Source organism: Legionella waltersii (genome assembly GCF_001468085.1).
GTDB lineage: Bacteria > Pseudomonadota > Gammaproteobacteria > Legionellales > Legionellaceae > Legionella > Legionella waltersii.
On the sequence record NZ_LNZB01000056.1, the window covers coordinates 160,038 to 185,194 of the forward strand.

Consider the following 25,157-nt stretch of genomic DNA (forward strand, 5'->3'; position numbering starts at 1 on the left):
CGGACCCCACTGGGGTCCGTCCCCATTCATTTTTTTGAAATTAAGTGTGGATCGCTCAGGGTCCGTCCCCTGACTAATTCTAACCGAGCCGCGAGCGTAAGGGAGCGGATAATCAGTTTAAGTTCTAACCCTTTCCATATTCGACGTATGATAAGTTGCCTGATAAACCGCCATAGCATCGTCAGCGGCTTTATCCAAACCTAGGGCTTTATTCGATTCATACATAATGACCAATGCTTTTTGAGCACTCGGTGCCTGCGGGTAATTCTTGACCAAATAGCCAGCCCTTTCTATGGCAGCAACGTACATTTTACGCTTGAAATAATATTGAGAAATATTTAACTCACGCTGAGCAAACATGTTTCTCAAGTAAATCATACGCTGTAAAGCATTGGCCTTGTATTTACTGTTTGGAAATTTTTGAATTAACGTTGCAAAATCAACGTAGGCTTGAGATTGTGTTCCTGGATCACGCCACGACTCATCCATAGGCAGTACCTTAGCATACAAACCACGTACTTGTTGGAAGTTAGCCAAACCTTTCATGTAGTATGCATAATCCACATTCTTTGCTCGTGGGTACAGATGAATAAATCGTTCTGCTGTTGCAGCTGAAGAAGGAAAATCTTCGTCCTTATAGTAGGCATAAATCAGCTCTTTTTGGGAGTTTTCAGTATAGTCACTGAATGGGTACATGGACTCAATCGCCTCTAATTCTTTGGCTGCTGTTGCGTATTGCTCCTTTTTCAATGACTTCTGTGCGGCAGTGTATAATTGTTCCGCAGTCATCCCTTTATAAGGATTATTCTCTTCATCGTCTTTTTTCCATTTGGAACAGGCCGATACAGTGGCAATTAAAACAAAAATTAACAATAAATGAATTCGTTTCATACACTAAACCTTACAAAATTACTGCTGCAGTTGCTAACAGGGAAAAATAAATTCGGTCCATTATACCTATGACCAGGCTATTTGCGAACAGTATTGAGACGAATCTTTTATTTTGAGTAAAAATAAGTAGGAAATCACAAGATACCACGGATTGTGATATCTTGTTAAAAAAATGATTGGTGGTGTGATTGATTAAACAGTGAGTTTAATCCCAGTATTTTGTAATTTATCAATGTATTCTTCACCGCCAGATTTGGTAAAGAACAAGGGAGAAGATTTATTACCGTAATGGGAAACAGCTAACAAAGTGACCAGTCCGGGAATGATCAGACTGAATGCTATACCTACACCTACTAAACAGTTTTTAGCATACTGTATCCAAATTGGATCTCTATGTTCTTTTAGTTCCTTGTCTTTTCTAGATAATAACTCGGTAAATTTCACTATTCGTTGACTTGGAAGAGGATTATTCTCTTTATCATTAAGAATATTCAATAGCTCTACCGTAATGAGGTATTTTTTTCTTATCGCTTGGTAAGTTTCATTTTGTTCTGGATTTTCTAATTGCTCAGTTGTATTCATATCAATTTCAAAACCTAATTTATTAGCCTTGTTTTGAAGATGATTAATATACTCCATGGTTAATGGAATTAACTGGGACATGATATGGTTTTCAGCAGTCATTTCAGTCCCGCTCTGAAGCGCTTTATTCAACTCTTTTTGGTGAGCTAATGCTTGCTGTAGTTCTTCAACTTTTTGACTTTTTAACTTGAGTTGCTCTACAGCCTTTAAATGGTTAACTTCTTCAGACTGTAGTTTTCTACTGATCTGATCAAATTGCCCTTGTAATTGTTCCAGTTGAATACTTAATGGATGTCGAACACCTAAACCATAAACCGCATTAGCAATTTTATGATATAAGTCCTCATTATTATCAAAGATAGGCTTTATTTCTTGTTCTAAATCCAATTTTTCTCTAACAATGTATTCAGCTGCTTTGACTATCAAATTGCTTTGTTTTTCTTCTGCCTCTTGATCCCATTGATCATAAGGTAGCTCGCTGTATAACCCCCTAAAATCCTTTAAACTATCTCGGTACCGTCTCAATTTATGATTGACTTGAAGTAAATCTTTCATAATCTCCGGTATGCTGTAGTTTTCAGATTCTTCAACAGCCTCTGACATAGTATTGAGAACTAATCTGCAGATATCTTTAGAAGCGCTGCTTTGTAGTTCCTCTTCAAAGTGTCCTAGATGTTCTATCTGCAGCTGAATCCACTGTTTCTTTTCTTGTACACTAGCATTTTTTAATTTCGTGCTATTTTGGACTATCAATAACAGTTGTTTACTTAAGTTAGATGCCTCAATATCAGTACTTTCATGACTCTTCGATAAATCCTTTAAGGTTTGATTTAATGTTGCAATCATCCCATCAAAAAATTTACCGCCCTTCATATACGTGCAAATTTGATTGTAATTATTAAAAAGCTCGCCCCTTTTTAATACAAGGACTTGCTCAAGATCGGCATTTAATTTTTTTAATATATTTTGAGCCAATTCATTGTCTTGCAATTCGGGTGCTTTTAATTTTGTAAATGCTTCTTCTACGGCTTTATAAACCCCTTCTAGAGCGGGCACATCCATAAGAAATGGCTTCCGCACCTCCTCAACTAGAATACTTAATGCTTCTAAAATTAAGTCATAACCTTCTTTAGAATTTGAGTTAACAGCATGGGCCATTTTATCATCAATAACAGACGTATTTAGTGGCAAGACCTCAACTTTAGCTTGCACCTGTTGAACATTGAGCACAGCTTGCAAATTTTTCAACTCGCGAGCATGATTACAAATTTTAACAAGGCCTTCTACCGATCTTCTGATTTTATCTGGAAGTGACATTTCAGTAGAAAGTCCAAGTCGTTGATTTAAATACAAACGAGCATGCTCATAGTTTAAGAATTTACCTCCCGACGGCACAGGTACCACACTGGGTAAAAAGGTATCATTGTGTGATTGGTAATGAACTATTCTCTGATCCAGCACTTTCCATAAAAGGCCTTGAATGGACTGCTCCTTTCCTAGAACGGCATAAGAGGTTGTATTAAAGTGGTCATATGCCCTTTTGTTTTTCATAATGAGCTCATATTGCTCACGATATAACTCATTTAAAGCCATGCGAAACGCTAAGTCATCATGAAATACAGATTCTAGACCACCCAAAATAGTCTCAAAGGGTCCTCCTCTAGCTTTTCTTAGATCCAAATTCACTTTATTTTGTCTTAGAAAATCGATCAACTTGAGCAGTACCAGCTGTTGAACATGCTCTACGGTTAACTCTCGTAGCTCTTGAGGAAAATCTCGACGTTGTTGATCTTTCAGATTTCCTGAACCAGTACCATGATGACCAGGAAGTGACTCAAGGGTAAACTCAGTTTGGTCAGAAACTGGTTTAGGAACAATTCCTTTAAAACAGCGAGTTCGCTCATTGAGATAGGAGTATTGAGTGTACTTTTTCACTATCGCAGGCACTTGATAATACCTAGGATCTCTCCAAGCCAAATAGGTTGGTTTAGTAAGAACCATGTAATTACCACCTGGTACAGGATCGATGTTAAATATCGATAGATTTAACTTTTTGATATGCTCTTTAAGTCCAGGAATATTTAATTGGCCAAATCGTTCTTTATGCGGCGATCCTTTCATTGCTGTTTCAGTGTATTTACAAACACTGTTTTGCATCGTTTGTTCTTGATCAGCCGCTAATAATTTTTGAATCCGCTCTAACTCATGAGCTACTAAAATGGCCTCCACACCACCACGACTATGAGCAATAATTGAAATATTGGTTTCACCTCGGCTGACGGCTTCCAAAATAGCGAGAACACCACGAGCAATTCGATCACCAACCTCTGTTCCAAGAGTGGTAGGCCCGTCAATGACTTCCACGTCGGGATTTTTATAACGTACGACATTGTCGACTTGTACTGAATCTGATTCACTGGCTATCAAAGTAGAAACATAGCTTAAGGTTTCTGCTTTATCATAGCCCTCTTTGGACTCTTTAGGTGTAAATTGGGTATCAGTCCCCAATAAGGTTAATGTGAATGTCATAGTATCGTTGGGTTAATTAAATTGCCTCAAAGTATATTTTATAACCATTAAGGAAATATTAAAAGCATTAATAGAATTTAATAAATAAAATAACGATTCACCTCAATTGTTCACTATAAAACCGAGCCCTGACCATAAGGAAGCGGAACTTTTGATAGTACACGAAGTATTGTTGTTCACCTCTAACGGCTCCACTCACTAACAGCCGTAGGTCGGATTCGTTTTTGCTAAATTATGGTGAATGGTTACGAAATTATTTGCAAACAACTGATTGTTAGGATAGTATTCTTCCCTGTCGGAGAGGTGGCAGAGCGGTCGAATGCGGCGGTCTTGAAAACCGTTGAAGGGCAACCTTCCCAGGGTTCGAATCCCTGCCTCTCCGCCAAATTTCAATCTTACAGAACCTCTTTTGCCCCCAGCTAACTTATTAAATCCAATATTAAAGCATCCTTAATTTCAACCTATCCATGTGGCTAACATCCCTTACAATCCAGTAAAACATGATTTCATCCTAAAATCATGGGGTTAAAGTCATTCAGTTATTCAACAAGGTCAGGACTTAGAATAACTCCAAGGTCGAGGCAAAAATAGAACAGGACTTACGAAAAACCCCAATCTCTTTGTTAAAAGAACTTTTTAATTCGGTCATTTAGTCCATCTAAACTCCCTCATTAAAAAGTTCTTTTGCCTCGACCTTGGGGTTTTTCGTAAGTCCTGTAGAATTCAACGAGGGAGTTTAGATGGACTAAATGACTGAATTGAAATCTATTTTTAACGAAGATATTGGGGGTTCATAAGTCCTGGAGGCATAATTGATGAGAAATGGGGTAGTGGATGTCGCCCAAGCCCCGTATTACACTTGCTAATACGGGCTACTTAGGTACAGAAACAATGATCAACGTGCTATTCTTCTCTGCAATTCATTTTATAAACCGCATCAATTGCCTTCAAAGACTCTAACAGAGACTTCATTTTTTCCAAAGGCCAACTATTAGGGCCATCGCTTAAGGCCTTATCCGGATCGGGATGAGTTTCCATAAAAATGCCAGAAATTCCCGCCGCCACCGCTGCTCTTGCAAGCGCAGGAATAAACTCTCTCTGCCCCCCTGAGGCCCCATTATTTCCGCCCGGTAATTGCACCGAATGAGTGGCATCATAAACGACTGGACATTCCGTTTCCCTCATAATAACCAGCGAACGCATATCAGAGACCAAATTATTGTATCCAAAGCTCACACCCCGCTCACAAGCCATGATCTGTTCATTGCCAACGGCTTTCGCTTTAGCAATAACATGCTTCATTTCCCAGGGAGATAAAAATTGTCCCTTTTTAATATTCACTGGCTTGTTCATTGAAGCAACTTTTTGGATAAAGTTGGTTTGTCTGCAGAGAAATGCTGGGGTCTGTAATACATCAACGACACTAGACACCTCAAACAATGGGGTATCTTCATGAACATCAGTTAATACAGGCACACCTATTTGCACCTTCACCTTTTCTAAAATCATTAATCCTTTCTCAAATCCTGGACCTCTATAACTTGAAACTGATGAACGATTGGCTTTATCAAAAGACGATTTATAGATAAATGGAATACTCAATTGAGCACACATTTCTTTTAAATATCCTGCTGTTTCTAGTGCCAATTCCTCGCTTTCAATGACACAAGGTCCTGCAATTAAAAACAAAGGTTTATTTAAACCGACTTCAAAACCACATAATTTCATGTTTTATCCTTCTTCTGATGTCTTTCACGTGCAGCCATAACAAACGCTTTAAATAAGGGATGCCCATCTCTTGGATTAGAAGTAAACTCAGGGTGAAATTGACAAGCTAAAAACCAAGGATGATCTGGCAACTCCACCATCTCTACCAATAAATTATCCACTGAACGTCCAGAAATCACTAAGCCCTTTTCGACTAATTGTTCAATGTATTTATTGTTCACTTCGTAACGATGGCGATGACGTTCTAATATCTGGGGCTTTCCATACACTTTTCTTGCTAAAGTTCCCTCTTCTAGATTGCAAAACTGAGCGCCTAAACGCATGGTTCCGCCCAAATCTGTATTTTCATCTCTGGTTTGCTTACTTCCATCTGCATCGTTCCATTCAGTGATTAATCCCAGTACTGGATAAGGAGTATGTTGATCAAACTCCGTAGAATTAGCTGCAGTCCAACCTGCTACGTGACGAGCAAATTCGATTACTGCTGTTTGCATGCCCAAACAAATACCTAAAAAAGGTACTTTATGCTCGCGGGCATACTGAATTGCCTTAATTTTCCCTTCAACACCTCTCTCCCCAAATCCACCAGGTACTAAAATAGCATCAACTGGTTCAAGCAGAGATGTGCCATGAGTTTCTATAAGCTCCGCGTCTATATAGATGATTTCTACTTTGGTTTCGCTGTGGATGCCGGCGTGGATTAAAGCCTCGTTAATTGACTTGTACGCATCATTCAACTCGGTGTATTTCCCAACCATAGCCACTTTTACTGTCATTGTTTTAACAGCTTGCCTATCAACAACATGTTGCCACTCACTTAAATCTGCAGGTTTTACGTTCATTCCCAATTTTCTGATCACTAACTCATCCAAACCTTGCTCATGAAGCATCATTGGTATTTGGTAAATACTTTGAACGTCTTCAAGAGCAATAACGCCTTCTCGCTCGACGTTGGTAAATAAAGCAATTTTGGATCTATCGTTCATAGAAAGTGGTTTTTCAGAGCGACATATTAATACATCTGGCTGAATACCAATGGAGCGCAATTCTTTAACCGAGTGTTGCGTAGGTTTAGTTTTTGTTTCACCAGAAGCCGCAAGATACGGAATAAGCGTTAAATGAATAAATAAAGAACGTTGGGAGCCTAATTCCATACGCATTTGACGAATTGCCTCTAAAAATGGCAACGACTCAATATCACCAACGGTACCACCAATTTCGACCATAGCAACATCATAGCTGTCTGCACCAAGTTTAATGCAACGCTTTATCTCATTGGTGATATGAGGAATTACTTGAACAGTCCCCCCTAGATAATCTCCCCTTCTTTCTTTTTTTATGACATTTTCATAGATTTTACCGGATGTAAAATTATTGCATTTTGTCATTGTGGTTTTAAGAAAGCGCTCATAGTGCCCTAAATCCAGATCTGTCTCTGCTCCATCATTGGTAACAAACACTTCTCCGTGTTGAAATGGACTCATGGTTCCTGGATCAACATTAATGTAGGGATCTAACTTGATCATCGTGACCCTAAGGCCTCTAGCCTCAAGAATCGCTGCTAGCGATGCGGCGGCAATTCCCTTTCCTAAGGAAGAGACAACCCCACCTGTGATAAAAATATAATTTGTCATATTTGACCCCGCTCAAAATGCTGAATACACTCTTGGTGTTGAATTAAATTTGCATATAAACGGGATTTAATTCTATCAAAATGAGAATTAAAATAACATCAATTTATTAAATAAATTCTCTTTGTATTAAAATAAATACAATTATACCAGTATGAAAGGCTTATCGTACTTGGTTGGACGCCACTATTTTAAGAGGGATCAAGTGCGAAAAATCGACCCATTTGTTTTAGCATCGGTTTTATGCTTCTTTTGTTTTTCTGTCTATGCTGAGGAAAAGCAACAAAGGACAACATTAACCGATAACATTCAAAAAGCAGTGAATGAAATTAGATTAAGATATCATTTACCTGCTATTTCCCTAAGTATTAAGCTACCCAACAACGATGAAATAAGCAATTTTGTGAGCGGTAATTTTTCTTTAAATCATTACAAGAGAATCAATCCTAATACTTTGTTCCAAGTTGGAAGCATTACTAAAACATTCACTGCAAGTATTATTTTTAAGCTCATCGAAGACGATAAATTGAATCTGCAAGATAATCTAGGTAAATGGTTACCCGAATATCCGAAGTGGAAAGACATCACCATTGATGAGTTGTTGCATCACACCAGTGGAATTTATAACTACACCAATGGAAAACTATTTGACAGAATTCTCCGAAAACGCCCCTATAAAAACTGGTCTCTTAAAGAATTAGCTAATATAGCGTACAAACACCCTGCTCTTTATAAACCTGGCACACAATACAACTACTCGAACACCGATTATATTTTACTAGGATTGATTATTGAAAAAGCGACTAACCGCCCATTACAACTAATATTTAACGAATATTTAAAAAAATATGCGTTAAATAGAAGTTTTTATACGCCTTTTAAATACACCAATCAAATGACAAACAATATTGCTCATGGCTATAATCGTGATGGTACCTTTCCAATGAATACTGATATCACCTACAACAGCTTATCTTTTGCTCAGTCTTCTGGAGCTATTCTTTCCACACCCAATGACTTGGTTAAATGGTTAATTGCTCTATTCTCTGGAAAGATAATTCATAATAAATCACTGGAAGAAATGACAAAAATCATCTCTGAAAAGGATGCTCAACCAATTCATTTAAAAGATCTCTCTAGATCTGATCTAAATAATCACTCCAAATTAATTCATGAGGTGGGGGTTGGGGCTGGTTTAGGGCTTGTTTATTTGAATAACGGAACTTTGGCTTGGGTCCATTCTGGCGGAACTTTAGGCTATGAATCGTTTTATGCTTATAGCCCTTGTAGTGGTATTTATTTAGCGTTGACTTATAGTGCCAAACCCAAACATCAATTCACATTCATTGAGATTACTGATGTCTTATTAAAAGAAATCAATTCCTCTCCTGAAGTTCAACAAGGTATAAAAGCTTACCAAAAACAAAATCCATTACCCGATTTTTGTAAGTCATGAGGGTATTAATTGTAAGCTGGGCCTTGGCCCAACCATTTAAACCCTATTTCACTCATTATCAGTGGCAAAACTTCTACAACTGTTTTCCGATAGAATGCATTGCTACAGCACAATCAACCGCATCTCTTCCCTTATGTCCATGACTGCCGCCTACCCTTTCTAGAGCTTGTTCTTCGTTATCAGTAGTTAATACTCCAAAAATGACTGGAATATGATTATCCAACATCACCCGCTGGCAGCCCTGACTGACTTGATCACACACGTAATCGTAATGGCTTGTATCACCTCGAATAACAGCGCCCAATGCAATAATGACCTCTACTTGCTGCTTTTTAGCTATCAGTTGAGCTGCATAAGGTATCTCTACTGCACCAGGGACTTCAACCAAAAGAATGTCATTTTCTGAAAAACCTAATTCGATTAATCGCTCTATCGCACCATTTTTCAGTGCAGAAGTTATTTTTTCATTAAATTGACTGACCACTACAGCGATTGAAAATGGATCAGTGTAAGTACCCACAATGGTTCTAATATCGTTCATTATTGTCCTATTCAATCTCTAATAAATGCCCAAGCTTGTGTTTTTTAGTTCTAAGATATCCCATGTTTTCACATGAAGGTTCGACCTCAATAGAAATGCGTTGAACTACTTTGATTCCATAGCTTTCAATTTCCTCAATTTTTACAGGATTATTGGTTAGCATTCTAATGGCATCGACACCAAGAAATTTTAATATTTGATATGCAATCGCATAATCTCGATTATCAGCAGGCAGTCCCAATTGCAAATTGGCTTCAACTGTATCAAGTCCTTGCTCTTGCAAAGCGTAGGCCTTTAATTTATTCGCTAGGCCAATTCCTCTACCTTCTTGTCGCAAATAAATAAAAATGCCTCCCTCAGAATCAATTTGCTGTAAAGAATCGTCCAGTTGCTTTCCACAATCGCATTTCTTAGAACCAAAGACATCTCCAGTAATGCATTCTGAATGGATACGCACTAGAGGAACTTGATTGCCATACACAGGTTCTTTTACTAAAACAAAATGCTCTGCTTTATCCAGTAGATTTTCAAACACTGTCATTGTGAAGATTCCCTTATTTTGTAAAGGAATTCGGGTGGTTGCAAGAGCATTAATTAGGGTTTCATGGCGAATTCGATAGGCGATTAAATCCTTTATGGTGACCATTGGAATTTGGTGTTTTTGCGAAAATTTAGACAACTCATCCCGCCTACTCATTGTGCCATCTTCATTAATGATTTCACAAATCACTGCTGCAGGTCTTAATCCAGCAAGTTTCACTAAATCAACACTTCCCTCGGTTTGACCTGTTCTCTCTAAAACTCCTTTAGAACGTGCGCGTAAAGGAAAAACATGGCCTGGAGAAATAATATCAGAAGGTCCACTCTCTGATGCAATCGCTACTTTAATGGTTTGTGCTCTGTCTTTTGCAGATATCCCAGTCGAAACCCCTGAAGCGGCTTCAATTGAGACCGTAAAAGCTGTTCCATAAGGGGATTTATTATTCTGCGCCATCATTGGCAACTGCAGTTGATCAATCAGCTCTTCAGCCATTGGAAGACAAATAAGCCCACAACCAAAACGAGACATGAAATTGATCGCTTCAGGAGTTACATGTTCTGCAGCTATAACCAAGTCTCCCTCATTTTCTCGATGTTCATCATCAAGAAGAATGATCATTTTTCCTGCTTTCAATGTTTCTATAGCCTGCTCTATCGTAGCAAAAGGATGCTTCATGGCTCAACCTCGCAGTTCAATTTCCCAGCTATTTGCAACTGATGTGCAACAATTCGGGTAAGGTAATCAAATTCAATATTAAGCTTTTGACCAATTATCAACTCCCTAAAATTAGTCTGAGCTAGGGTATGTGGAACAAGCATTAATTGAATAGAATCTTCGACTACAGCATTAATCGTTAAACTTACACCTTCGACAGTAATGCTGCCTTTAGGAATTAAATACAAAGCATGCTCTTTAGTAAATCCCTCAATGTCGAGAGCGATAAATTCCTGAATAGTTTTAATGGATTTTACTTTTGCCACTGCATCAACATGACCGCTTACGTAATGTCCACCAAATCGCGTAGAAGCAAACATTGCACGCTCAAGATTAATCAGGCTTCCCTTAGATAGAGTTCCAAGATTAGTTACCATTAATGTTTCAGGGGAGACATCAAAGCACAATAAGCCGGGTTCTGAGGGCAATACGGTTAAGCAAACACCGTTCACAGAAATACTCTCACCCACTGCAAGATTAACAAGGTCTGCAGCGATAGTTAATCGACTTGTTAGATCTCGCATCTTGTTTTCAATAACTCTGCCTGTATGCTCTATTAATCCGGTAAACACTATTCCCCCTGCCAATCAATGCAAGCAATCATATTATCGTTCATTACTTGCCAGCTTATTTTATAGCCTTTGCTAAACCAATCTTCTTTCTGATAAGCAGATACTGCCTTCTCACCCAATATTCCAGGAACCAAGTAGATATAGGTTCTATGCACTAACCCCTCTCTATGCAACGCGTTAAATAAAGCTCCACCTGCTTCAACCCATACATCATGAAAACCTAACTCACCAAGATGAGCGATGAGATCGTTCAACACTAATAATTCATTCTGTTGCGGAATGGAATAATAACTTGAATTGGCAATCGTGCTTTTTTGGACCGCGTCAGGCTTATGATAAATAAAGCATTGCTTTGCCATTGTAAAAATTAAAGCTTCATTCGTTAACTCTAAATTTCTATCAATGATGGCTACGTTTTTTGCCACCTCTCGTCCATGCAAACGAACATTCATACGAGGATTATCTAATTGAACCGTCCTTGCTGTGGTTAAAATAACATCACTAGCCGCTCGCATTTGGTGAGTAAATTCACCACAAAGCGAATTCGATAAAATGGCACGCTCACCTTCTGAATAACCAATTTTCCCATCAAAAGTCTGCGCGATTTTCACGGTGACCCTTGGTTTACCAGTTGTTGTCCAATAGGTGTAGCTTTTATAAAATTCTTCGATTACAGTTAAAGGATAATAGCTCACTTTAACACCTTGTTCACGTAATTGAGCCGAAGAATCGTTCCTAGCCACGATGGGGTTGGGATCATAATAGGAAAATACAACTTCTTCAATGCCACGCTCAATAATAGCATTTACACAAGGTGGAGTTTTACCCCAATGATTACAAGGTTCTAAGGTAATATAGAGCGTTATCCCGGGTGTATTCGGAGGTATTTGCTCTAGAACGAGTTGTTCAGCGTGATGGGTGCCTGCACCTTGGTGCGCAGCCTGTGCTATAATAACCCCATTTTGCACGGCCACAGCGCCAACACTAGGGTTAGGGGCACACATACCCCTGGCTAGTTTAGCTTGTTCAAGTGCCGCTAGAAGAAACTGTTCGTGCATTGATTAACCATCAGTTGAAAATGCAGAAATGATAACAAATTATTCAATTTTTGAGTAGCCTAATGATTAAATTGAAATTAACACGCAAATTGATTGCTTTATCGGCCAAACTAACCTATTTTGCCTTTGGTTTTGTTGTGTACTTACATGCCCAATTCTCATTTGCGGATAATTTATCTCCTTACTCCACTAAAGAGTTGGATCAACTTCAAAAAGAGTTTATACAGTTGATAAACCAATCCGATAGTGTTGAAAGAAATCCCTTAGCAAGTCAATTCATCAATAGTGTAGGAAGGAAACTTGCCCACTATGGCCATATTAGAACTCCCTATTTTTTCATTGTCAAATCTAAGGAAATTAATGCTTTTGCTGGTCCAGGTGGCTACATAGGAATCAATACACAACTTATTTTAACAACAAGCAATGAAAGCGAGTTAGCAGCGGTTATGGCACATGAAATTGCTCACGTTCGACTTCACCATCTATACCGAATTATCGAACACCAAAAGCAAATGCGTGTACCTATGCTTGCCTCGCTTCTTGCATCTATCGCTTTAGGAGCAGTTAATCCGACTGCAGGGATGGGAGCTATGATGGCATCCTTGTCAGGATTTTCTCAGGACAATATTAATTTCACCCGCTCAAAAGAAAAGGAAGCGGACAGGATTGGAATTGATATGCTCATTAAAGCTGGCTTCAACCCCAAAGGAATGGCCGCATTTTTTAAGAAAATGCAAGAAAGCTCGCGTTATTATTACACCGCTAACGTCCCAGCCATCTTACGCACTCACCCCCTTGACGCTGACCGAATTGCAGAAGCTGAGAACAGAACCTCTCGACTGCAGAAAAAACAATACACTGATTCAATGGATTACGCGTTGTTCAAGGAAATAATCCGGGTTTCTGTTGCTGGCAACAATAAGCAACTCATTGATTATTACCAATCCAAATGTCACACACGCAATTCAAGTGCCGCCTGTCAATACGGTTATGCCCTAGCTTTACTAAATAATAATAATTTTCAAGCAGCTTCTGATAAATTATCAGCCCTAGTTGCCCAAGATCCGCTGAATACTTACTTTCAAATTGCAATGGCTCAAGCCGAATTAGGCCTAGCAAAAAACCAAGCGGCATTAACCCGTTTAGCAGAGCTGCATAATAATCTTCCCGATAATTATGCCGTGTTAATGAGCTACGCTCAGGGATTATTGGAGTCCAACCAAGCCACAAAAGCAACAAGTATTCTGCTTAAGGGAAGCAGGCAATATAAAGATGATTTACCTTTATGCAGAGAATTAGCCAGAGCTCAAGCGGAATCCCATCAAAAAGGATATGCTTACTTTACGCAAGCACAATGCTTGTTGCTTGAAGGCCAACACCGTGGAGCTATTGCACAACTTAAAGTTGCCCAGCAACTGGCCAAAAAGGATGCCTATCTATCAGCAAGAATAGAAGCCAAAATCGAAGAGATTCGTTTTATGTATGAAAATTAAGGACTGCTCCATCCTGTTGGAGTACTGAAGTCTGAGCCACGACCATAAAGAAGGGGATAACTATAAGAGCAATGAAGTACTAACCAGGTATACAATACTACTAATTATTCGTGAGTTTAGTGCTTTCGATGTTTTCAGGATTACCAAGATCTAAAACCACACCGGAAGTATTAGAAATAGTAGATTGTAGTTGCAATTCCTCTACAACTCTTTTAGGTAGATGTATTTTTCCATTAGCATATAACTCTCTAAGAGCATCAGGGTTTTCTGACAAGGATTGTCCCATGTTGTTACTATACCAATTTTGTATTTCTTCTCTCCAGCCCTTATCTCCTGACGTATGTGTTTTATAATTGTATACGTACAGCCATTGATCTTTTCCCGCTACTCTTGATTCTTTACTTGCGGAGTTTAAGTCTATAAATCCCTTATCTAAATCAATTAATTTAATTCCTTCTTGAGTATAAATCTCATTGTAATAATTTCCAAAATCAAGAGTTCCAAAATCTGGATGAGAATAGCCAATATCATTAAGTGTTTTTAATGCCATAATAAATTCTTCGAGGCACTTATAGTATTTAACCATATCTTCTGGATTTTTGGTGTCATACCATGAGCTCTTAACTAAAGGCATCACCAGATGAAACTCGCGTTGATAGGAATTAATTTTAGTAGCTGGATTTCTCCATAGCCCCATCACAAAAAACTTATCAATTTGATGCTCAGCAAGAAGAAAGAGTTGCTTCAATATTTTTGTATTTGCCCAGGTGCTGGTTGAATTCTCATTGTTTTTCATTTTACACTTGAAGGTATGTTTCATGAGCATTTTTACCACTTTATCAGCCGAAGTTTGATACACTTTACCTTCATTCCCTTTTCCTAAAACTGGTAAATCACTGTCTTCTTGTTTGCTACCCATGATTTTAGTGGATTTTTTATTGCTGGCCCATAAGTGAACAAAATCCCTTGGTTGACTCGTTTGTAAATCATATCGAACGGCATAAACATGATGATTGAACCTATATACTCTAAATTCATCTTGTTTTTTATCAAAATAATGCTCAGTCAAGTCTGCATTACCCGATTTATTGCTTTCATAAGCGTTGGGATCCGTGATGTCTTGAACAGTAATAGGCATACCATATACAATACAGATAAACTGTATATTTATTATATAAAATGAATTGTTTTTAATCAAATTGATTGATGACCTTGATATAGGGAAGGTGGGTTCTATAATGGGGCCGTTTAGACAGACTAAATGACCGAATTCAAACCTTTTTTTAACGATGAGATCAGGGTTTTGCGTAAGTCCTGCTCTATTTTTAACGAAGAGATTGGGATTTTTTGTAAGTCATGATAATGTGAGATTGCAACACGTTGCATTACAATTTAAGTGATACCTATTCCCAGTGAGCATGAACAATATTATAACGAATATAAGGCGACTAAGCCTACTCCTAATTATCACCTCATCACCAACACTTGCAATGAGTGATGAGCTATCTTCAGAATCAATAAGTGAGCCCCCAATACAAGGTAATTTTGCGCTTCCAACCGCTCAGCAGCCAGGCCCTTTCCTTGCATTTGGTCAATCGCTCATTGATAAAAATCAAGTACAACTTTATATTTCGTCAACTATTTTCCGAAATGAAAGCCAAACACTGAAGACCATCACCCCTAATCTGGTTTTTGGATTATCGGATCAGGCGTCCATACTCATTTCAACCCCAATTGCGGTAAACTATGCCAATGAAACAAGTCATTCTCATGGCCTTGGAGATGCCTATTTTCAGGGAGAATATGCTATCTATGATAAAGCCAACGCCAACTATGCAGACCAGTTAACCGTTGTTGGAGGCCTTACTCTTCCAACAGGTTCATTTGAAAAAGAGCCATCTACTGGAATTGGCTCAAACAGCTATTTCTTTGGAACCACGTTCAATCGTATGTCTGTTGATTGGCTTGGGTTTGCTTCTTCTGGATTAAACTGGATCACAAAGCATGATAATTTTAAACAAGGCAACCAATTTTTATATCAGCTGGGTCTTGGTCGAAATATTAAAAGTGAGCCTGGGAAGTATATTTTCTCAGGTTTAATTGAACTTCTTGGAACCTATTCTGAAAAAGATCGGCTGAGGAGCGAGATAGATCCAGATTCGGGAGGAAACCTTGTTGTTGTCACTCCTTCTTTGTGGTTCTCAACCCCAAAAATGTTTTACCAGTTAGGCCTATAAATCCCAGTTTCGCAAGCACTTAACGGTAGTCAGAGCAAAGTTAATTATTCTCTTGTTGGATTTGTAGGAGTAACATTCAACTAAGCTGTAATGGTAGTTAACCCTTCCCCACATCCCCAAGATGTCTTAATAAACAAATTAGTGAATAATAACAGGACTTACCCTATTCCCTTATCATTTTCGCTTCACAATGCGTATAGACTTTTTTAAGAAAATAAAACGCTATTATTGAATATCATTACCAAGATTTGTTTGTGCATCACCAGAAACCTCGCTTTATAATTGATCTTCTTGTGTTATAATGTTTCATATTAAATGGGTTTCAAAGCATAACGCGTATTTTTAAAAAATTTTAAGAGCTTTCTATGCCAACACCAGAAGAAATTATAAAAGAATTATTCATTGCATTAAATAAAAAAGAACGATACCCAATAAACACACCTAAACAAATGATACCCTCAGTTATGAATAGAACTGTATTAGCAGTTGATCATCATAAAGATCTTATCATTGAAGCTCATGGCAGGAAGTGGATACACTACCAAAACCAATATTACCCTATAGTTAGTAGAGATCTGCGTCATTTTAATCAAAGAGTCTTTTCTGTTGGTTCATCATCAAGTAGAGAAATACTAATGCTGGATCCTGACTCCCAACCGCTGAAAGATGCCTATACCGAATTACGAAAAAAAATAAAAGTAGGTGCGAGTACTTTAGAGACATTACAAGAAATCGCTAAGGTAACTCAAAAACTATTTCCCGATATAGAAACCACTCATGCAGACATTTTTGTACAAAAGTCGCTTAAAATGGGCAATCCCTTTTTATCATTGTCTTTATTTATGCAGCATGGGATTGGTGTTTGTCGCCAACATGCATTACTAAATGCATACCTAATGAGCAGATTAGTTGAGGATAAGCTTCTTGACGGTGAGGTTATCCATCAACGCCATACTTTTCCTGAACAAGGTGCACATGTTTGGAACCTATTTCGTGATGCAAAAGATGGCAAACTCTATTCCTTGGATTCTTTATGGAAACACGTTGTTTCATTAGCTGACAATCCAGGCTCGTTAAATCAATTGTATGGATTAGACGTTGAAAAAGGTATAAAGGATGTTTTTGGCGAGTTTCGTTTACCAATTAAACAAAATGAACCCAACAAACCGACAGCACAGGCTATGCCATCAATAAGCCCAAAGTCATTGGATAAACTGCTTGAAATAGAGAATACTCCTAAAAATGCATTGATAGGAGACGAATTTCCTGAGGATGGTCCAGATCTAGTTATATCACCAAAAGCCGCAAGGGCTCCGATACAAATATGGGATGAAGATGAATACCTCAATGAATATCAGATACCTGTTCTATCCCCTAAAATGGGATGGGATCCTAAACATTTTTGGGTTGAAGACGATGAATATCATGACGATCAGGCACTAGCTTTATCCCCTAAAGTAGAAAATGCCCCTAAGTATTTATTGGTAGAGAATGATGAGCCTGATGACTTGAGTATTCCTAATCCATCACCTAAAGGAAAAATTGAAGCTGAAGATGGAGAGATTGGTTTCTATAAGGAAAACGAGGTCGCTGAGGACGATCGGGATCTATTTCTATCACCTAGAGCAAAAAGTGTAAAGAAACGGTTATGGTCAGATGATGAAGAGCTTGAAGACTACCATGATCGTCCTCTATCACCCAGAGAGGCTAGCTCTCCAAAACAGGTATGGGTTGAAAATGAAGAATTGAATGATAATACGTTCCCTGTTCTTTCACCTAGAATGGCATGGGATCCTGAACGTTATTGGGTTGAAGACGATGCACTTGATGGCAATAACGCACTGGTTCTATCCCCTAAAGTCGAACGTGTTCCTAAACATTTGTTGATAAATAACGATGGGCCAGATGACAATTTTGATAATGTCTTATCACCTAAAACTATCCCAGCGCTTTATAATCCCCAAGATTTATTGAACGATCATTTAATGCTTAAACTTGATCCACAAAAAACAACACCTATCGAAAACAATGTTGGATTTTTTAAAAAACCATCGATAAAGGAACAAGTAAGACCTAACATGGATGAGGAAGACTCTGCAGAAGACGACAATTTAGAAATTATTAGGTACCTCATCAAGCATGGCAAATACGATAATACAGAAAAAATTGATGATACTGAACTCTGTTTGAATAAGGACAAATCATTCGGATCAAAGGGCTAATACTTGGATTGGTAGAGCAAATCTCTAGCTAAGAGGATTCATTGAATGCCCTTTGGGAGAACGGTGTTAGGGAACACCATATTGACAATAATTTAGGCATTATGTATTATTTATTTCACCCCCTGTATTCGGATGATTCTATGCCTAATAAACTGATTCAAAAGTTGATTGTTGAAAGCAATGAAATAAGGGATATATTAGAGTACTGTTCATTTGACACATTAGGAGCCTTTGACTTAGACAATACGTTAATTACGCCAACCCATACAAAAGGATTAGGTAGTGATAAGTGGTTTAGCATGTTATTAATGCACGCTTTCACTGTTATACCTGACAGAGATCTTGCAAGAAAATTGACAGTACAATTGTCTGATTACGTACAAGACATTATTAAATTTAAACCCGTTGAAGATAGAACAGCAAAAATCCTTAAATTACTTAGTGATGTTGGTTTGCCAATTATGGGTTTAACCGCACGTCACGTGAAATCATCAGAAATGACGGAGAGACAATTACAATCAGCTGGTATCAGTTTCTCACAACCAGATAATGAAGTTGATTCTTTAGTTAAACAATCAACTCATTCAGAGAGTAAATCAGTTCAATTACATGGAGAAGTAGTTAAATTATCTAAATCAAGTGATGGCGTTGTTCAATTGGATATCGGTGACCCTACACGTAAACCTTGTTATAAAAATGGGATTCTATATTGCGACGGCGCAGATAAAGGAAAGTGCTTGGCGGCATTTCTAGCTTATCTAGGAGTACAATATAGCGTAGTCATGGCTGATGATGCTAAACACAATTTGGAATGTATACTGAAAGAGGCTATAGCTGAAGAATTTTCATTTATCGGCCTAAGATATGGGCGCACCGATAAGCTTGTAGAGAAGTTTAGTATGCCCGCAGCCATGGAGAAAATGAAAGAGAAAATGCATCTGTTACCGCTTGAAGCCCTAGAGTTGATAAAAGAACTAAAGCTGGATTTTGCAGTTTCCGCGAAACCTCCTGGTGGATAAAATATATACAGGACTTACGCAAAACCCTAAGGTCGAGGCAAAAAATGGTTTGAATGAGGGAGTTTAGAGAAACTAAATGACCGAATTCAAACCCTTTTTTAACGAAGAGATCGGGCTTGTGCGAAAGCATTTCAAGCACCAAGTGCTCCACATAAACTAGATAACTTCGAACATTTAACCCCTCATCCGCCCTTCGGGCACTTTCCCCCCATTCCTGAGGCGAGGGGAAATTGAAGGCAGATATTTAGAAATCCTGATATAGATTAAGGAATGCGGGTAAGTCCCTGTTGCAAACAACGTTTTCTTGTACGGCTCTCATAATCATCGGTGTGTTAAGCAATGATGGACCTAGTTAAAGCATATAGGGTGGGACATCCTCTTACCTAGTCAGAATCCTTGTTGTTCTGTTTTCTCCTACATTTCTCCAAGATAGAGCAGCACTACCACCTTTTAGTCTAGATATAGACTTTTATTGGAATTTAATCTATATTTAAACTACACCCCTATTGTCTAGAGAAACATGATGATTTCTAATACTCAAATAATCTCTCCAAACAGAGATCAAGTCAAAACTGCATTTAAAGTCGTATTGAACATCTTTGATAAATGGAAATGCTCTACGGAAGAAGCTCTCACTTTACTTGGACTGAAACGCTCAACCTGGTTTAAATACAAAAATTCACCCGATCATGCTACATTTAGCCATGATTTAATCGAGCGTATTTCTTATTTATTAAATATTCATGCAGCTCTTAGGTTATTATTCTCTAGTCCTGACTCAGTCTATCAATGGGTGAGAAAACCCAATAAAGCGCCTTTTTATAATGGACGCTCAGCAATGGATATTATGCTACAGGGTAGAGTCGTTGATTTATGGTCTGTAGCCAGCCGTTTAAATGCTGAACGCGGTGGCAAATCGTGATGAATTTCTTGAATTACACTCTGGATAAGAAACCGTTCAAAAACACAAGATGCTACAGGCTAATCCCCTCTCACTTTCCTCCTATCCATTTATTTGAAGACGTTGCTAATGCCGATGAGTTTGAAGCATTGTATGCAATTCAAACGTTAACAAATCCTCGTATACAAGAAGAAATTGGACAATTACAACTCATACCTAAAGAGGAGCGACTCTTTGCTGTTCCTGGTTGCGGTTATGTAATGGCCGCTTTCACTCATATAAATCCTAATGGTAGTCGATTTTCAAATGGGGATTATGGGATTTATTATGCGTCGGATTCTATGGCCACAGCTATTGCAGAAACCATTTATCATAAGGAACTTTTTTTATCCTACACCAATGAACCCGCTCAAGAACTAGATATGCGCAGTTTAATTGCTAATTTTTCGGCTGAACTAGTAGATCTAACTCTCATTAATAAGCAATCTGACCCGATTTACGCACCCCTGAATTATCAATTAGGTCAACAATTAGGTGCTCAGATAAAGTTACTTCAGAAAGACGGTTTGCATTACCATTCTGTGCGTGCCTCAGGAAAAAATTATGCCTTATTCAAGCCTAGTATCATACATCAGTGCCACCAAGGAGCTCATTATAGTTATGTTTGGAATGGGAATAAAATTGAAGCAATCTATGAGAAAAGGATAGAGCGCATCGAATAATGCGCTCTGTTTTACAAATTATCGAACAGAAACCTCTTTCCACCAACTAGTTTTGGTATCAGCAACCCAGTCAGCTTTTCTTAAATTTTTAACAAACTCAGACGTTTCATCTGGAGTTGAATGTTTGGAATCCAATTTAACACACCAGTCCCAATCACCTGATGTAGACCAAATATTTTGAACGCCATTTAATTTTGCAAGAGATGCAGAATCAGACCAAGCATTTTTAGTTTTAATAAACACGATGCTATTCCATGTATTCATTCTATTTTCCTTAATTGAGTATTGATACATCCGTTTGCTTTGAACATCTGTTCATAGCGTTATATAACCTTAGACCATGATATTAGATATTGCAATGCAGCAATTCAATTTTCAATAAAAATTTATGTTTAATTTATTTTTATGTTGCTATAAAATTACCCACAATATGTTTTGAAATTTACTGTATTTAATTTTTTAGCACATCTAATGAGGTTCTTCGTTATGACCAGTAGAATTAGACATACAATTTTTGGCTATCTTGGACTAGAAAAATACATCGTGGCTTGTGATAAAATTGAATCTGATCCCAATTATCAACCCCAAGTTTCAAACGCAGAGTTGATGAACTTAGTTTGTGACAACAAAGGTAATTCCAGATACTCGCCTAGAAAGAGTGCATTAGCAATTCAACCCATGACTTTACCTGAAAGGATAGCTTCCCTGCTTGAAAACTCAGGAACCTTTTACCAAGTTAAAGTTGCACTCAAAAGTTGCATAGATGATGAGGAATACCCTGTATGGCATATTGATAGCTCGGTAGCTATTTTCGTCAATAAACAAGGTGAAATCAGCTTACATCGCACTGACGAGATCTTAAAAGGAAACCTAAAAGCCTCGTTAACTGATCTAAGCATTGATAACTTCCTTGGCCAGGAGTGCTTGCATGAATCAAGACCAAACCAGTCTTCAGTGAATTCCATTTAAACCGGCTGGACGGCCCAGTAGAGGGGATGGGGACGGAAGGGATGAGGACGGACCCCAGTGGGCTGTCTCTTGATTAGAGAGGATGGGGACGGACCCCACTGGGGTCCGTCCCCTGGATTCCCCCCTTTGATCATAATCACCATGCACATTCAAATTTTTTAAATCATTTATTTTCAATAAGTTAAATCAATTATTCGTGTGGAACGCTCAGGGTCCGTCCCCTGGATTCCCCCCAATTTTTTAATCCAGTCCCAGTTTTTTTAATCGATAGCGCAAGGTCCTAAAACTGATTCCCAATAACCGGGCAGCTGCCGTTCTATTCCATTTGGTTTTCTCTAGTGCATCGATAATGATTTCTTTTTCATGATCTTGCAAGTAGCCATCCAAACTCGAGGAGATTGTTGCAGCTTCGCCTAAGCGAGTAGTATTGGTTTGTGGAAAATGGATATCACTAGGTTCAATCATGTCACCTTCGCACATGGCCATCGCGCGCTCGAGAATATTTTCTAACTCCCTAACATTTCCAGGGAAATCGTATTGTTTTAATAAATCAAAACAGGCTGGATTAATGCGAACCTCCTGACGATTTTGATTTTTTGCCATTTTCTTTAAAATAGCTTCTGTCAGGCTGGGAATGTCAGATAATCTTTCAACTAGAGTCGGGACTCGCAATTCAATGACGTTCACTCGATAGTAGAGATCTTGCCTAAACTTTCCAAGACTGATCTCCTCAAGCAAGTTCTTATGACTTGCACTTAAAATTCTTACATCCACAGGTGTTTCATACAATTCACCAATAGGCTTTATCGCCTTTTCCTGAATTGCACGTAATAATTTTACCTGCATAGCAAGAGGAAGCTCAGCAATTTCATCAAGAAATAAAGTACCTCCATGGGCGGCAACAAATAAACCTGTTTTATCGGCTATTGCCCCAGTGAAACTTCCTTTTTTATGTCCGAAAAACTCAGACTCCATGAGTTCAGAAGGTATAGCACCGCAGTTTACTGGTATAAATGGCTTCTCTTTTCTCGGCCCGTTAGTATGAATCAGTTGGGCTACCAACTCCTTACCAACACCAGAATCACCTTGAATAAATACAGGAGCTTGGCTTCGTGCTAACTTGTGAATGTTCTCCCTCAATTGCTTCATAATGCTGCTTTCACCAACCAATAATGCATCCTGATGTTCTATGGCTGTGGGGTTTTGCATGGATAATGCTGTTTTAACAAGTTCCTTTAAGATTCTCAAATCTACAGGCTTTGATACATAATCAAAAGCACCTGCTTTCAGAGTATTAACAGCTCCTTCAATATTTCCATAGGCCGTAATCACCGCCACAGGCAATTGAGGTTTGCTTTTTTGAATGAAATTGACAATGTCTATTCCATCTCCATCAGATAGACGCATGTCCGTGAGCACCAAGTCATAGGCGTTTTTTTGAATGAGCTCAATACCTTGTTGGTAGCTTTCAACAGCATCACAACCTAATCCCATACGAGATAATGTAAGAGTTAATAACTCTCTGATGTCTGGCTCATCATCGATTACAAGTACCTTATTCGTAGTCATAATAACAATTCATCCGATGAGTTGAGGCTGATTGCAAAACAACAACCTTTATGTGATTTAACCAAGCTTAAGCTTGCTCGATTAATCTCGCATAAATCTCTTGCAATAAACAAGCCCATTCCTGTACCTGTTCTTAGGGTTGTAAAAAATGGCTCAAAAATACTGTCTCTATGTTCTTTGGGTATTCCTGGTCCTGAATCACTTACAGTTAATATAATTTTATTCGAAATAGACTTCACTCCAATCACAATGTCCACTTTCCCTTCTACATTTTGACCGTGTTGAATCGCATTCTCACATAAAATAACCAAGATTTGTTCTAATTGGCTTTTATCAAAAACAATCGAGTAAGTCTTATTCTTTGGTATTCTGACGACTATATGACATTGGCTATGATGTGCAAAAGTTTGTTTAAAATGCTGTAAAAATTCCCGCAAGTCCGTTAGTTGAGGCTGTGATTGCTCTCTTCTAGATAATTGCAATACATTTTTAATTACATTGTTCATGCGTTCACAATTATTGATAATCAACTCTTTTAATCGCTTATTTTCTTTACTTAACTCTTCATCTTCACCTAAAAGCTGTACTGCATGAGAAATTGCGCCAAGGGGGTTACGGAGCTCATGAGCAATGCTCGCTGAAAATCGTCCTAAGGCAGCCAGCTTCAATTGCTGAGCATGTTGTGCGATATAGGTCATATCTTCCAATATAATTAGAAACTCTGGATTATTTATAATGGCGGTTGAAAAAAAATGAATCCTGAGATAAGGGTCTTCAAGAAAAGTTTGCTCTAAACTTTTATTATTTTCCTTTTTAACAAGAAACTCATCAAACTTCTCAGAGAGTAGAGGTGATAATTGTTCTAAATGTTCAATGGTGCTGTTTTTACCTTTATTAAATAGCTGCTTTGATGCCGTGTTGATTAGCTTTATATTCTTACAGTCATCTACAAACACAATGCCTGAATGCAAGCGCTCTACGATGTATTCATTGATGCGTTGCATACCTGCTAACTGATAACTTCGTTGCTGTGCCAAAGTTTCTGAAGCTCTAACCCAATTTGACAAATACCAAGCAGTTAACGCTGTGGCAAAAAATCCGGCCCCATAGATTCCACTGTAATAAAAAATACCTAAGTCCTTTTGATTATTGGCAATAAACTGCACTCCGTTTCCAGTCAATAATAAAAAACTGGCTAAAGATGCGAAATAAATAGCTAGACGCCCAGGGGCTAAAATACTTAAGGCTGCAATGGTTACATTTAATAAAATTCCATAACCTGACTGTAAGTTCCCTATTATGCTGAGCATGATGGATACAAATATGACATCAATAGTCCCAGACAAAAAAACCTGATTTTCAAAACTGAGTAGCCTTTTTTGTAAACAATAGAAAAAAAACAAGGACAGCTGAAAATAAGTTAACACAATACTATAAAACAAAGGTGAATGCGGCTTTGAAATAAAGCTAAAGTAGTACATTCCTAAAAAGAGAAATAGACTTAACAAGCGATATAAATTGTACACCAATAATATTCGCCACTGCCTAGCTTCAGGGCTTTTATACTGGCGAAGAGGCATGTTTCCTTACCCCATTGAATGGTTATTTAATATAAGTATATGTTCAGACTGATGTTTTTTGCACTAAATTAGGCAACGTCCCTAAAGTTTTTTGTGTACTATACTCTGTACACATATTTTTTCATTTACTCCAATCTGCCCCCTCTCCCGCGCAAGGAATTTGAATAGTATGATGCTGCTTTTCGCGGGAGAGGGTTGGGGA

20 protein-coding genes and 1 tRNA gene are annotated in these 25,157 nt (G+C 38.2%); 9 read left to right on the forward strand and 12 right to left on the reverse strand.

What is annotated here, in order from left to right:
- Nucleotides 1–117: 117 nt before the first annotated feature.
- Complete coding sequence (locus Lwal_RS12665; protein WP_058481170.1) at nucleotides 118–891, reverse strand: outer membrane protein assembly factor BamD; 774 nt, start codon at nucleotides 889–891, stop codon at nucleotides 118–120.
- Nucleotides 892–1,083: 192 nt separating this feature from the next.
- On the reverse strand, nucleotides 1,084–4,002 hold the full coding sequence (locus tag Lwal_RS12670) for a hypothetical protein (protein ID WP_058481171.1): 2,919 nt from the start codon (nucleotides 4,000–4,002) through the stop codon (nucleotides 1,084–1,086).
- Nucleotides 4,003–4,299: 297 nt separating this feature from the next.
- Between Lwal_RS12670 and Lwal_RS12675 the strand changes: the two genes are divergently transcribed.
- A tRNA-Ser gene (locus tag Lwal_RS12675) sits at nucleotides 4,300–4,387 on the forward strand.
- A gap of 518 nt (nucleotides 4,388–4,905) precedes the next feature.
- On the opposite strand, the gene kdsA is transcribed toward Lwal_RS12675, so the two are convergent.
- Together kdsA and Lwal_RS12685 are read right to left on the reverse strand one after the other, a co-directional pair.
- On the reverse strand, nucleotides 4,906–5,730 hold the full coding sequence (gene kdsA, locus Lwal_RS12680; protein ID WP_058481172.1) for a 3-deoxy-8-phosphooctulonate synthase: 825 nt from the start codon (nucleotides 5,728–5,730) through the stop codon (nucleotides 4,906–4,908).
- Nucleotides 5,727–7,364, reverse strand: coding sequence for a CTP synthase (locus tag Lwal_RS12685; protein ID WP_058481173.1), 1,638 nt, complete (start codon nucleotides 7,362–7,364; stop codon nucleotides 5,727–5,729). The genes kdsA and Lwal_RS12685 overlap by 4 nt, the downstream gene beginning before the upstream one ends.
- A gap of 202 nt (nucleotides 7,365–7,566) precedes the next feature.
- On the opposite strand from Lwal_RS12685, the gene Lwal_RS12690 reads away from it, so the two are divergent.
- Nucleotides 7,567–8,817, forward strand: a complete 1,251-nt coding sequence (locus Lwal_RS12690; protein ID WP_058481174.1) for a serine hydrolase domain-containing protein — start codon at nucleotides 7,567–7,569, stop codon at nucleotides 8,815–8,817.
- 73 nt (nucleotides 8,818–8,890) lie between these two features.
- Here Lwal_RS12690 and ribH read toward each other — a convergent pair whose 3' ends face one another.
- From ribH to ribD, 4 genes are read right to left on the reverse strand one after another with little or no spacing between them, the layout of a single operon-like run.
- The gene (gene ribH / locus Lwal_RS12695) at nucleotides 8,891–9,358 is read right to left on the reverse strand and encodes a 6,7-dimethyl-8-ribityllumazine synthase (protein ID WP_058481175.1); all 468 of its coding nucleotides are present in this window, start codon (nucleotides 9,356–9,358) and stop codon (nucleotides 8,891–8,893) included.
- A 7-nt stretch (nucleotides 9,359–9,365) separates the two neighbouring features.
- Nucleotides 9,366–10,574 carry a bifunctional 3,4-dihydroxy-2-butanone-4-phosphate synthase/GTP cyclohydrolase II gene (locus Lwal_RS12700; RefSeq protein WP_058481176.1) on the reverse strand — a complete coding sequence of 403 codons (1,209 nt, stop codon included), beginning with the start codon at nucleotides 10,572–10,574 and terminating at the stop codon, nucleotides 9,366–9,368.
- Nucleotides 10,571–11,185 carry a riboflavin synthase gene (locus Lwal_RS12705; RefSeq protein WP_058481177.1) on the reverse strand — a complete coding sequence of 205 codons (615 nt, stop codon included), beginning with the start codon at nucleotides 11,183–11,185 and terminating at the stop codon, nucleotides 10,571–10,573. The genes Lwal_RS12700 and Lwal_RS12705 overlap by 4 nt, the downstream gene beginning before the upstream one ends.
- Complete coding sequence (gene ribD / locus Lwal_RS12710) at nucleotides 11,185–12,243, reverse strand: bifunctional diaminohydroxyphosphoribosylaminopyrimidine deaminase/5-amino-6-(5-phosphoribosylamino)uracil reductase RibD (RefSeq protein ID WP_058481178.1); 1,059 nt, start codon at nucleotides 12,241–12,243, stop codon at nucleotides 11,185–11,187. The genes Lwal_RS12705 and ribD overlap by 1 nt, the downstream gene beginning before the upstream one ends.
- A gap of 62 nt (nucleotides 12,244–12,305) precedes the next feature.
- Between ribD and Lwal_RS12715 the strand changes: the two genes are divergently transcribed.
- Complete coding sequence (locus Lwal_RS12715; protein ID WP_058481179.1) at nucleotides 12,306–13,736, forward strand: M48 family metalloprotease; 1,431 nt, start codon at nucleotides 12,306–12,308, stop codon at nucleotides 13,734–13,736.
- Between the two features lie 100 nt (nucleotides 13,737–13,836).
- On the opposite strand, the gene Lwal_RS12720 is transcribed toward Lwal_RS12715, so the two are convergent.
- The gene (locus tag Lwal_RS12720) at nucleotides 13,837–14,874 is read right to left on the reverse strand and encodes a hypothetical protein (RefSeq protein WP_058481180.1); all 1,038 of its coding nucleotides are present in this window, start codon (nucleotides 14,872–14,874) and stop codon (nucleotides 13,837–13,839) included.
- Nucleotides 14,875–15,154: 280 nt separating this feature from the next.
- Here Lwal_RS12720 and Lwal_RS12725 point away from each other — a divergent pair, with 280 nt between their 5' ends.
- The 5 genes from Lwal_RS12725 to Lwal_RS12745 all read left to right on the forward strand — a co-directional run bounded on the left by Lwal_RS12725 (nucleotide 15,155) and on the right by Lwal_RS12745 (nucleotide 20,837).
- Entirely contained in the window at nucleotides 15,155–15,973 is an 819-nt protein-coding gene (locus Lwal_RS12725) for a transporter (RefSeq protein ID WP_231951031.1), read from the forward strand.
- 365 nt (nucleotides 15,974–16,338) lie between these two features.
- Entirely contained in the window at nucleotides 16,339–18,195 is a 1,857-nt protein-coding gene (locus Lwal_RS12730; protein WP_058481181.1) for a hypothetical protein, read from the forward strand.
- Nucleotides 18,196–18,335: 140 nt separating this feature from the next.
- Nucleotides 18,336–19,214 carry a DUF2608 domain-containing protein gene (locus Lwal_RS12735; RefSeq protein ID WP_157737783.1) on the forward strand — a complete coding sequence of 293 codons (879 nt, stop codon included), beginning with the start codon at nucleotides 18,336–18,338 and terminating at the stop codon, nucleotides 19,212–19,214.
- 520 nt (nucleotides 19,215–19,734) lie between these two features.
- On the forward strand, nucleotides 19,735–20,136 hold the full coding sequence (locus Lwal_RS12740; RefSeq protein WP_231951030.1) for an MbcA/ParS/Xre antitoxin family protein: 402 nt from the start codon (nucleotides 19,735–19,737) through the stop codon (nucleotides 20,134–20,136).
- Nucleotides 20,136–20,837 (forward strand): RES family NAD+ phosphorylase, encoded by a 702-nt coding sequence (locus tag Lwal_RS12745; protein WP_058481184.1) that lies wholly within the window; start codon nucleotides 20,136–20,138, stop codon nucleotides 20,835–20,837. The genes Lwal_RS12740 and Lwal_RS12745 overlap by 1 nt, the downstream gene beginning before the upstream one ends.
- 18 nt (nucleotides 20,838–20,855) lie before the next feature.
- On the opposite strand, the gene Lwal_RS12750 is transcribed toward Lwal_RS12745, so the two are convergent.
- On the reverse strand, nucleotides 20,856–21,101 hold the full coding sequence (locus tag Lwal_RS12750; RefSeq protein WP_058481185.1) for a hypothetical protein: 246 nt from the start codon (nucleotides 21,099–21,101) through the stop codon (nucleotides 20,856–20,858).
- A 222-nt stretch (nucleotides 21,102–21,323) separates the two neighbouring features.
- Between Lwal_RS12750 and Lwal_RS12755 the strand changes: the two genes are divergently transcribed.
- A complete protein-coding gene (locus Lwal_RS12755; RefSeq protein ID WP_058481186.1) occupies nucleotides 21,324–21,806 on the forward strand; it encodes a hypothetical protein in 483 nt (160 codons plus the stop codon).
- A gap of 240 nt (nucleotides 21,807–22,046) precedes the next feature.
- Here Lwal_RS12755 and Lwal_RS12760 read toward each other — a convergent pair whose 3' ends face one another.
- Both Lwal_RS12760 and Lwal_RS12765 read right to left on the reverse strand, forming a co-directional pair.
- Complete coding sequence (locus Lwal_RS12760) at nucleotides 22,047–23,375, reverse strand: sigma-54-dependent transcriptional regulator (protein ID WP_058481187.1); 1,329 nt, start codon at nucleotides 23,373–23,375, stop codon at nucleotides 22,047–22,049.
- Nucleotides 23,372–24,955 (reverse strand): sensor histidine kinase, encoded by a 1,584-nt coding sequence (locus Lwal_RS12765; protein WP_058481188.1) that lies wholly within the window; start codon nucleotides 24,953–24,955, stop codon nucleotides 23,372–23,374. The genes Lwal_RS12760 and Lwal_RS12765 overlap by 4 nt, the downstream gene beginning before the upstream one ends.
- Between the last annotated feature and the right edge of the window lie 202 nt (nucleotides 24,956–25,157).

Bases quoted from the DNA above. Each gene is read 5' to 3' on its own strand.
- Lwal_RS12715 (WP_058481179.1), top strand. From the start codon at position 12,306: ATGATTAAATTGAAATTAACACGCAAATTGATTGCTTTATCGGCCAAA.
- Lwal_RS12725 (WP_231951031.1), top strand. From the start codon at position 15,155: ATGAACAATATTATAACGAATATAAGGCGACTAAGCCTACTCCTAATT.
- Lwal_RS12685 (WP_058481173.1), bottom strand. From the start codon at position 7,364: ATGACAAATTATATTTTTATCACAGGTGGGGTTGTCTCTTCCTTAGGA.
- Lwal_RS12755 (WP_058481186.1), top strand. From the start codon at position 21,324: ATGACCAGTAGAATTAGACATACAATTTTTGGCTATCTTGGACTAGAA.
- Lwal_RS12765 (WP_058481188.1), bottom strand. From the start codon at position 24,955: ATGCCTCTTCGCCAGTATAAAAGCCCTGAAGCTAGGCAGTGGCGAATA.
- ribD (WP_058481178.1), bottom strand. From the start codon at position 12,243: ATGCACGAACAGTTTCTTCTAGCGGCACTTGAACAAGCTAAACTAGCC.
- Lwal_RS12745 (WP_058481184.1), top strand. From the start codon at position 20,136: ATGAATTTCTTGAATTACACTCTGGATAAGAAACCGTTCAAAAACACA.
- Lwal_RS12760 (WP_058481187.1), bottom strand. From the start codon at position 23,375: ATGACTACGAATAAGGTACTTGTAATCGATGATGAGCCAGACATCAGA.
- Lwal_RS12735 (WP_157737783.1), top strand. From the start codon at position 18,336: ATGCCTAATAAACTGATTCAAAAGTTGATTGTTGAAAGCAATGAAATA.
- Lwal_RS12750 (WP_058481185.1), bottom strand. From the start codon at position 21,101: ATGAATACATGGAATAGCATCGTGTTTATTAAAACTAAAAATGCTTGG.
- Lwal_RS12720 (WP_058481180.1), bottom strand. From the start codon at position 14,874: ATGCCTATTACTGTTCAAGACATCACGGATCCCAACGCTTATGAAAGC.
- Lwal_RS12740 (WP_231951030.1), top strand. From the start codon at position 19,735: ATGATGATTTCTAATACTCAAATAATCTCTCCAAACAGAGATCAAGTC.
- kdsA (WP_058481172.1), bottom strand. From the start codon at position 5,730: ATGAAATTATGTGGTTTTGAAGTCGGTTTAAATAAACCTTTGTTTTTA.
- Lwal_RS12665 (WP_058481170.1), bottom strand. From the start codon at position 891: ATGAAACGAATTCATTTATTGTTAATTTTTGTTTTAATTGCCACTGTA.
- Lwal_RS12670 (WP_058481171.1), bottom strand. From the start codon at position 4,002: ATGACATTCACATTAACCTTATTGGGGACTGATACCCAATTTACACCT.
- Lwal_RS12700 (WP_058481176.1), bottom strand. From the start codon at position 10,574: ATGAAGCATCCTTTTGCTACGATAGAGCAGGCTATAGAAACATTGAAA.
- ribH (WP_058481175.1), bottom strand. From the start codon at position 9,358: ATGAACGATATTAGAACCATTGTGGGTACTTACACTGATCCATTTTCA.
- Lwal_RS12730 (WP_058481181.1), top strand. From the start codon at position 16,339: ATGCCAACACCAGAAGAAATTATAAAAGAATTATTCATTGCATTAAAT.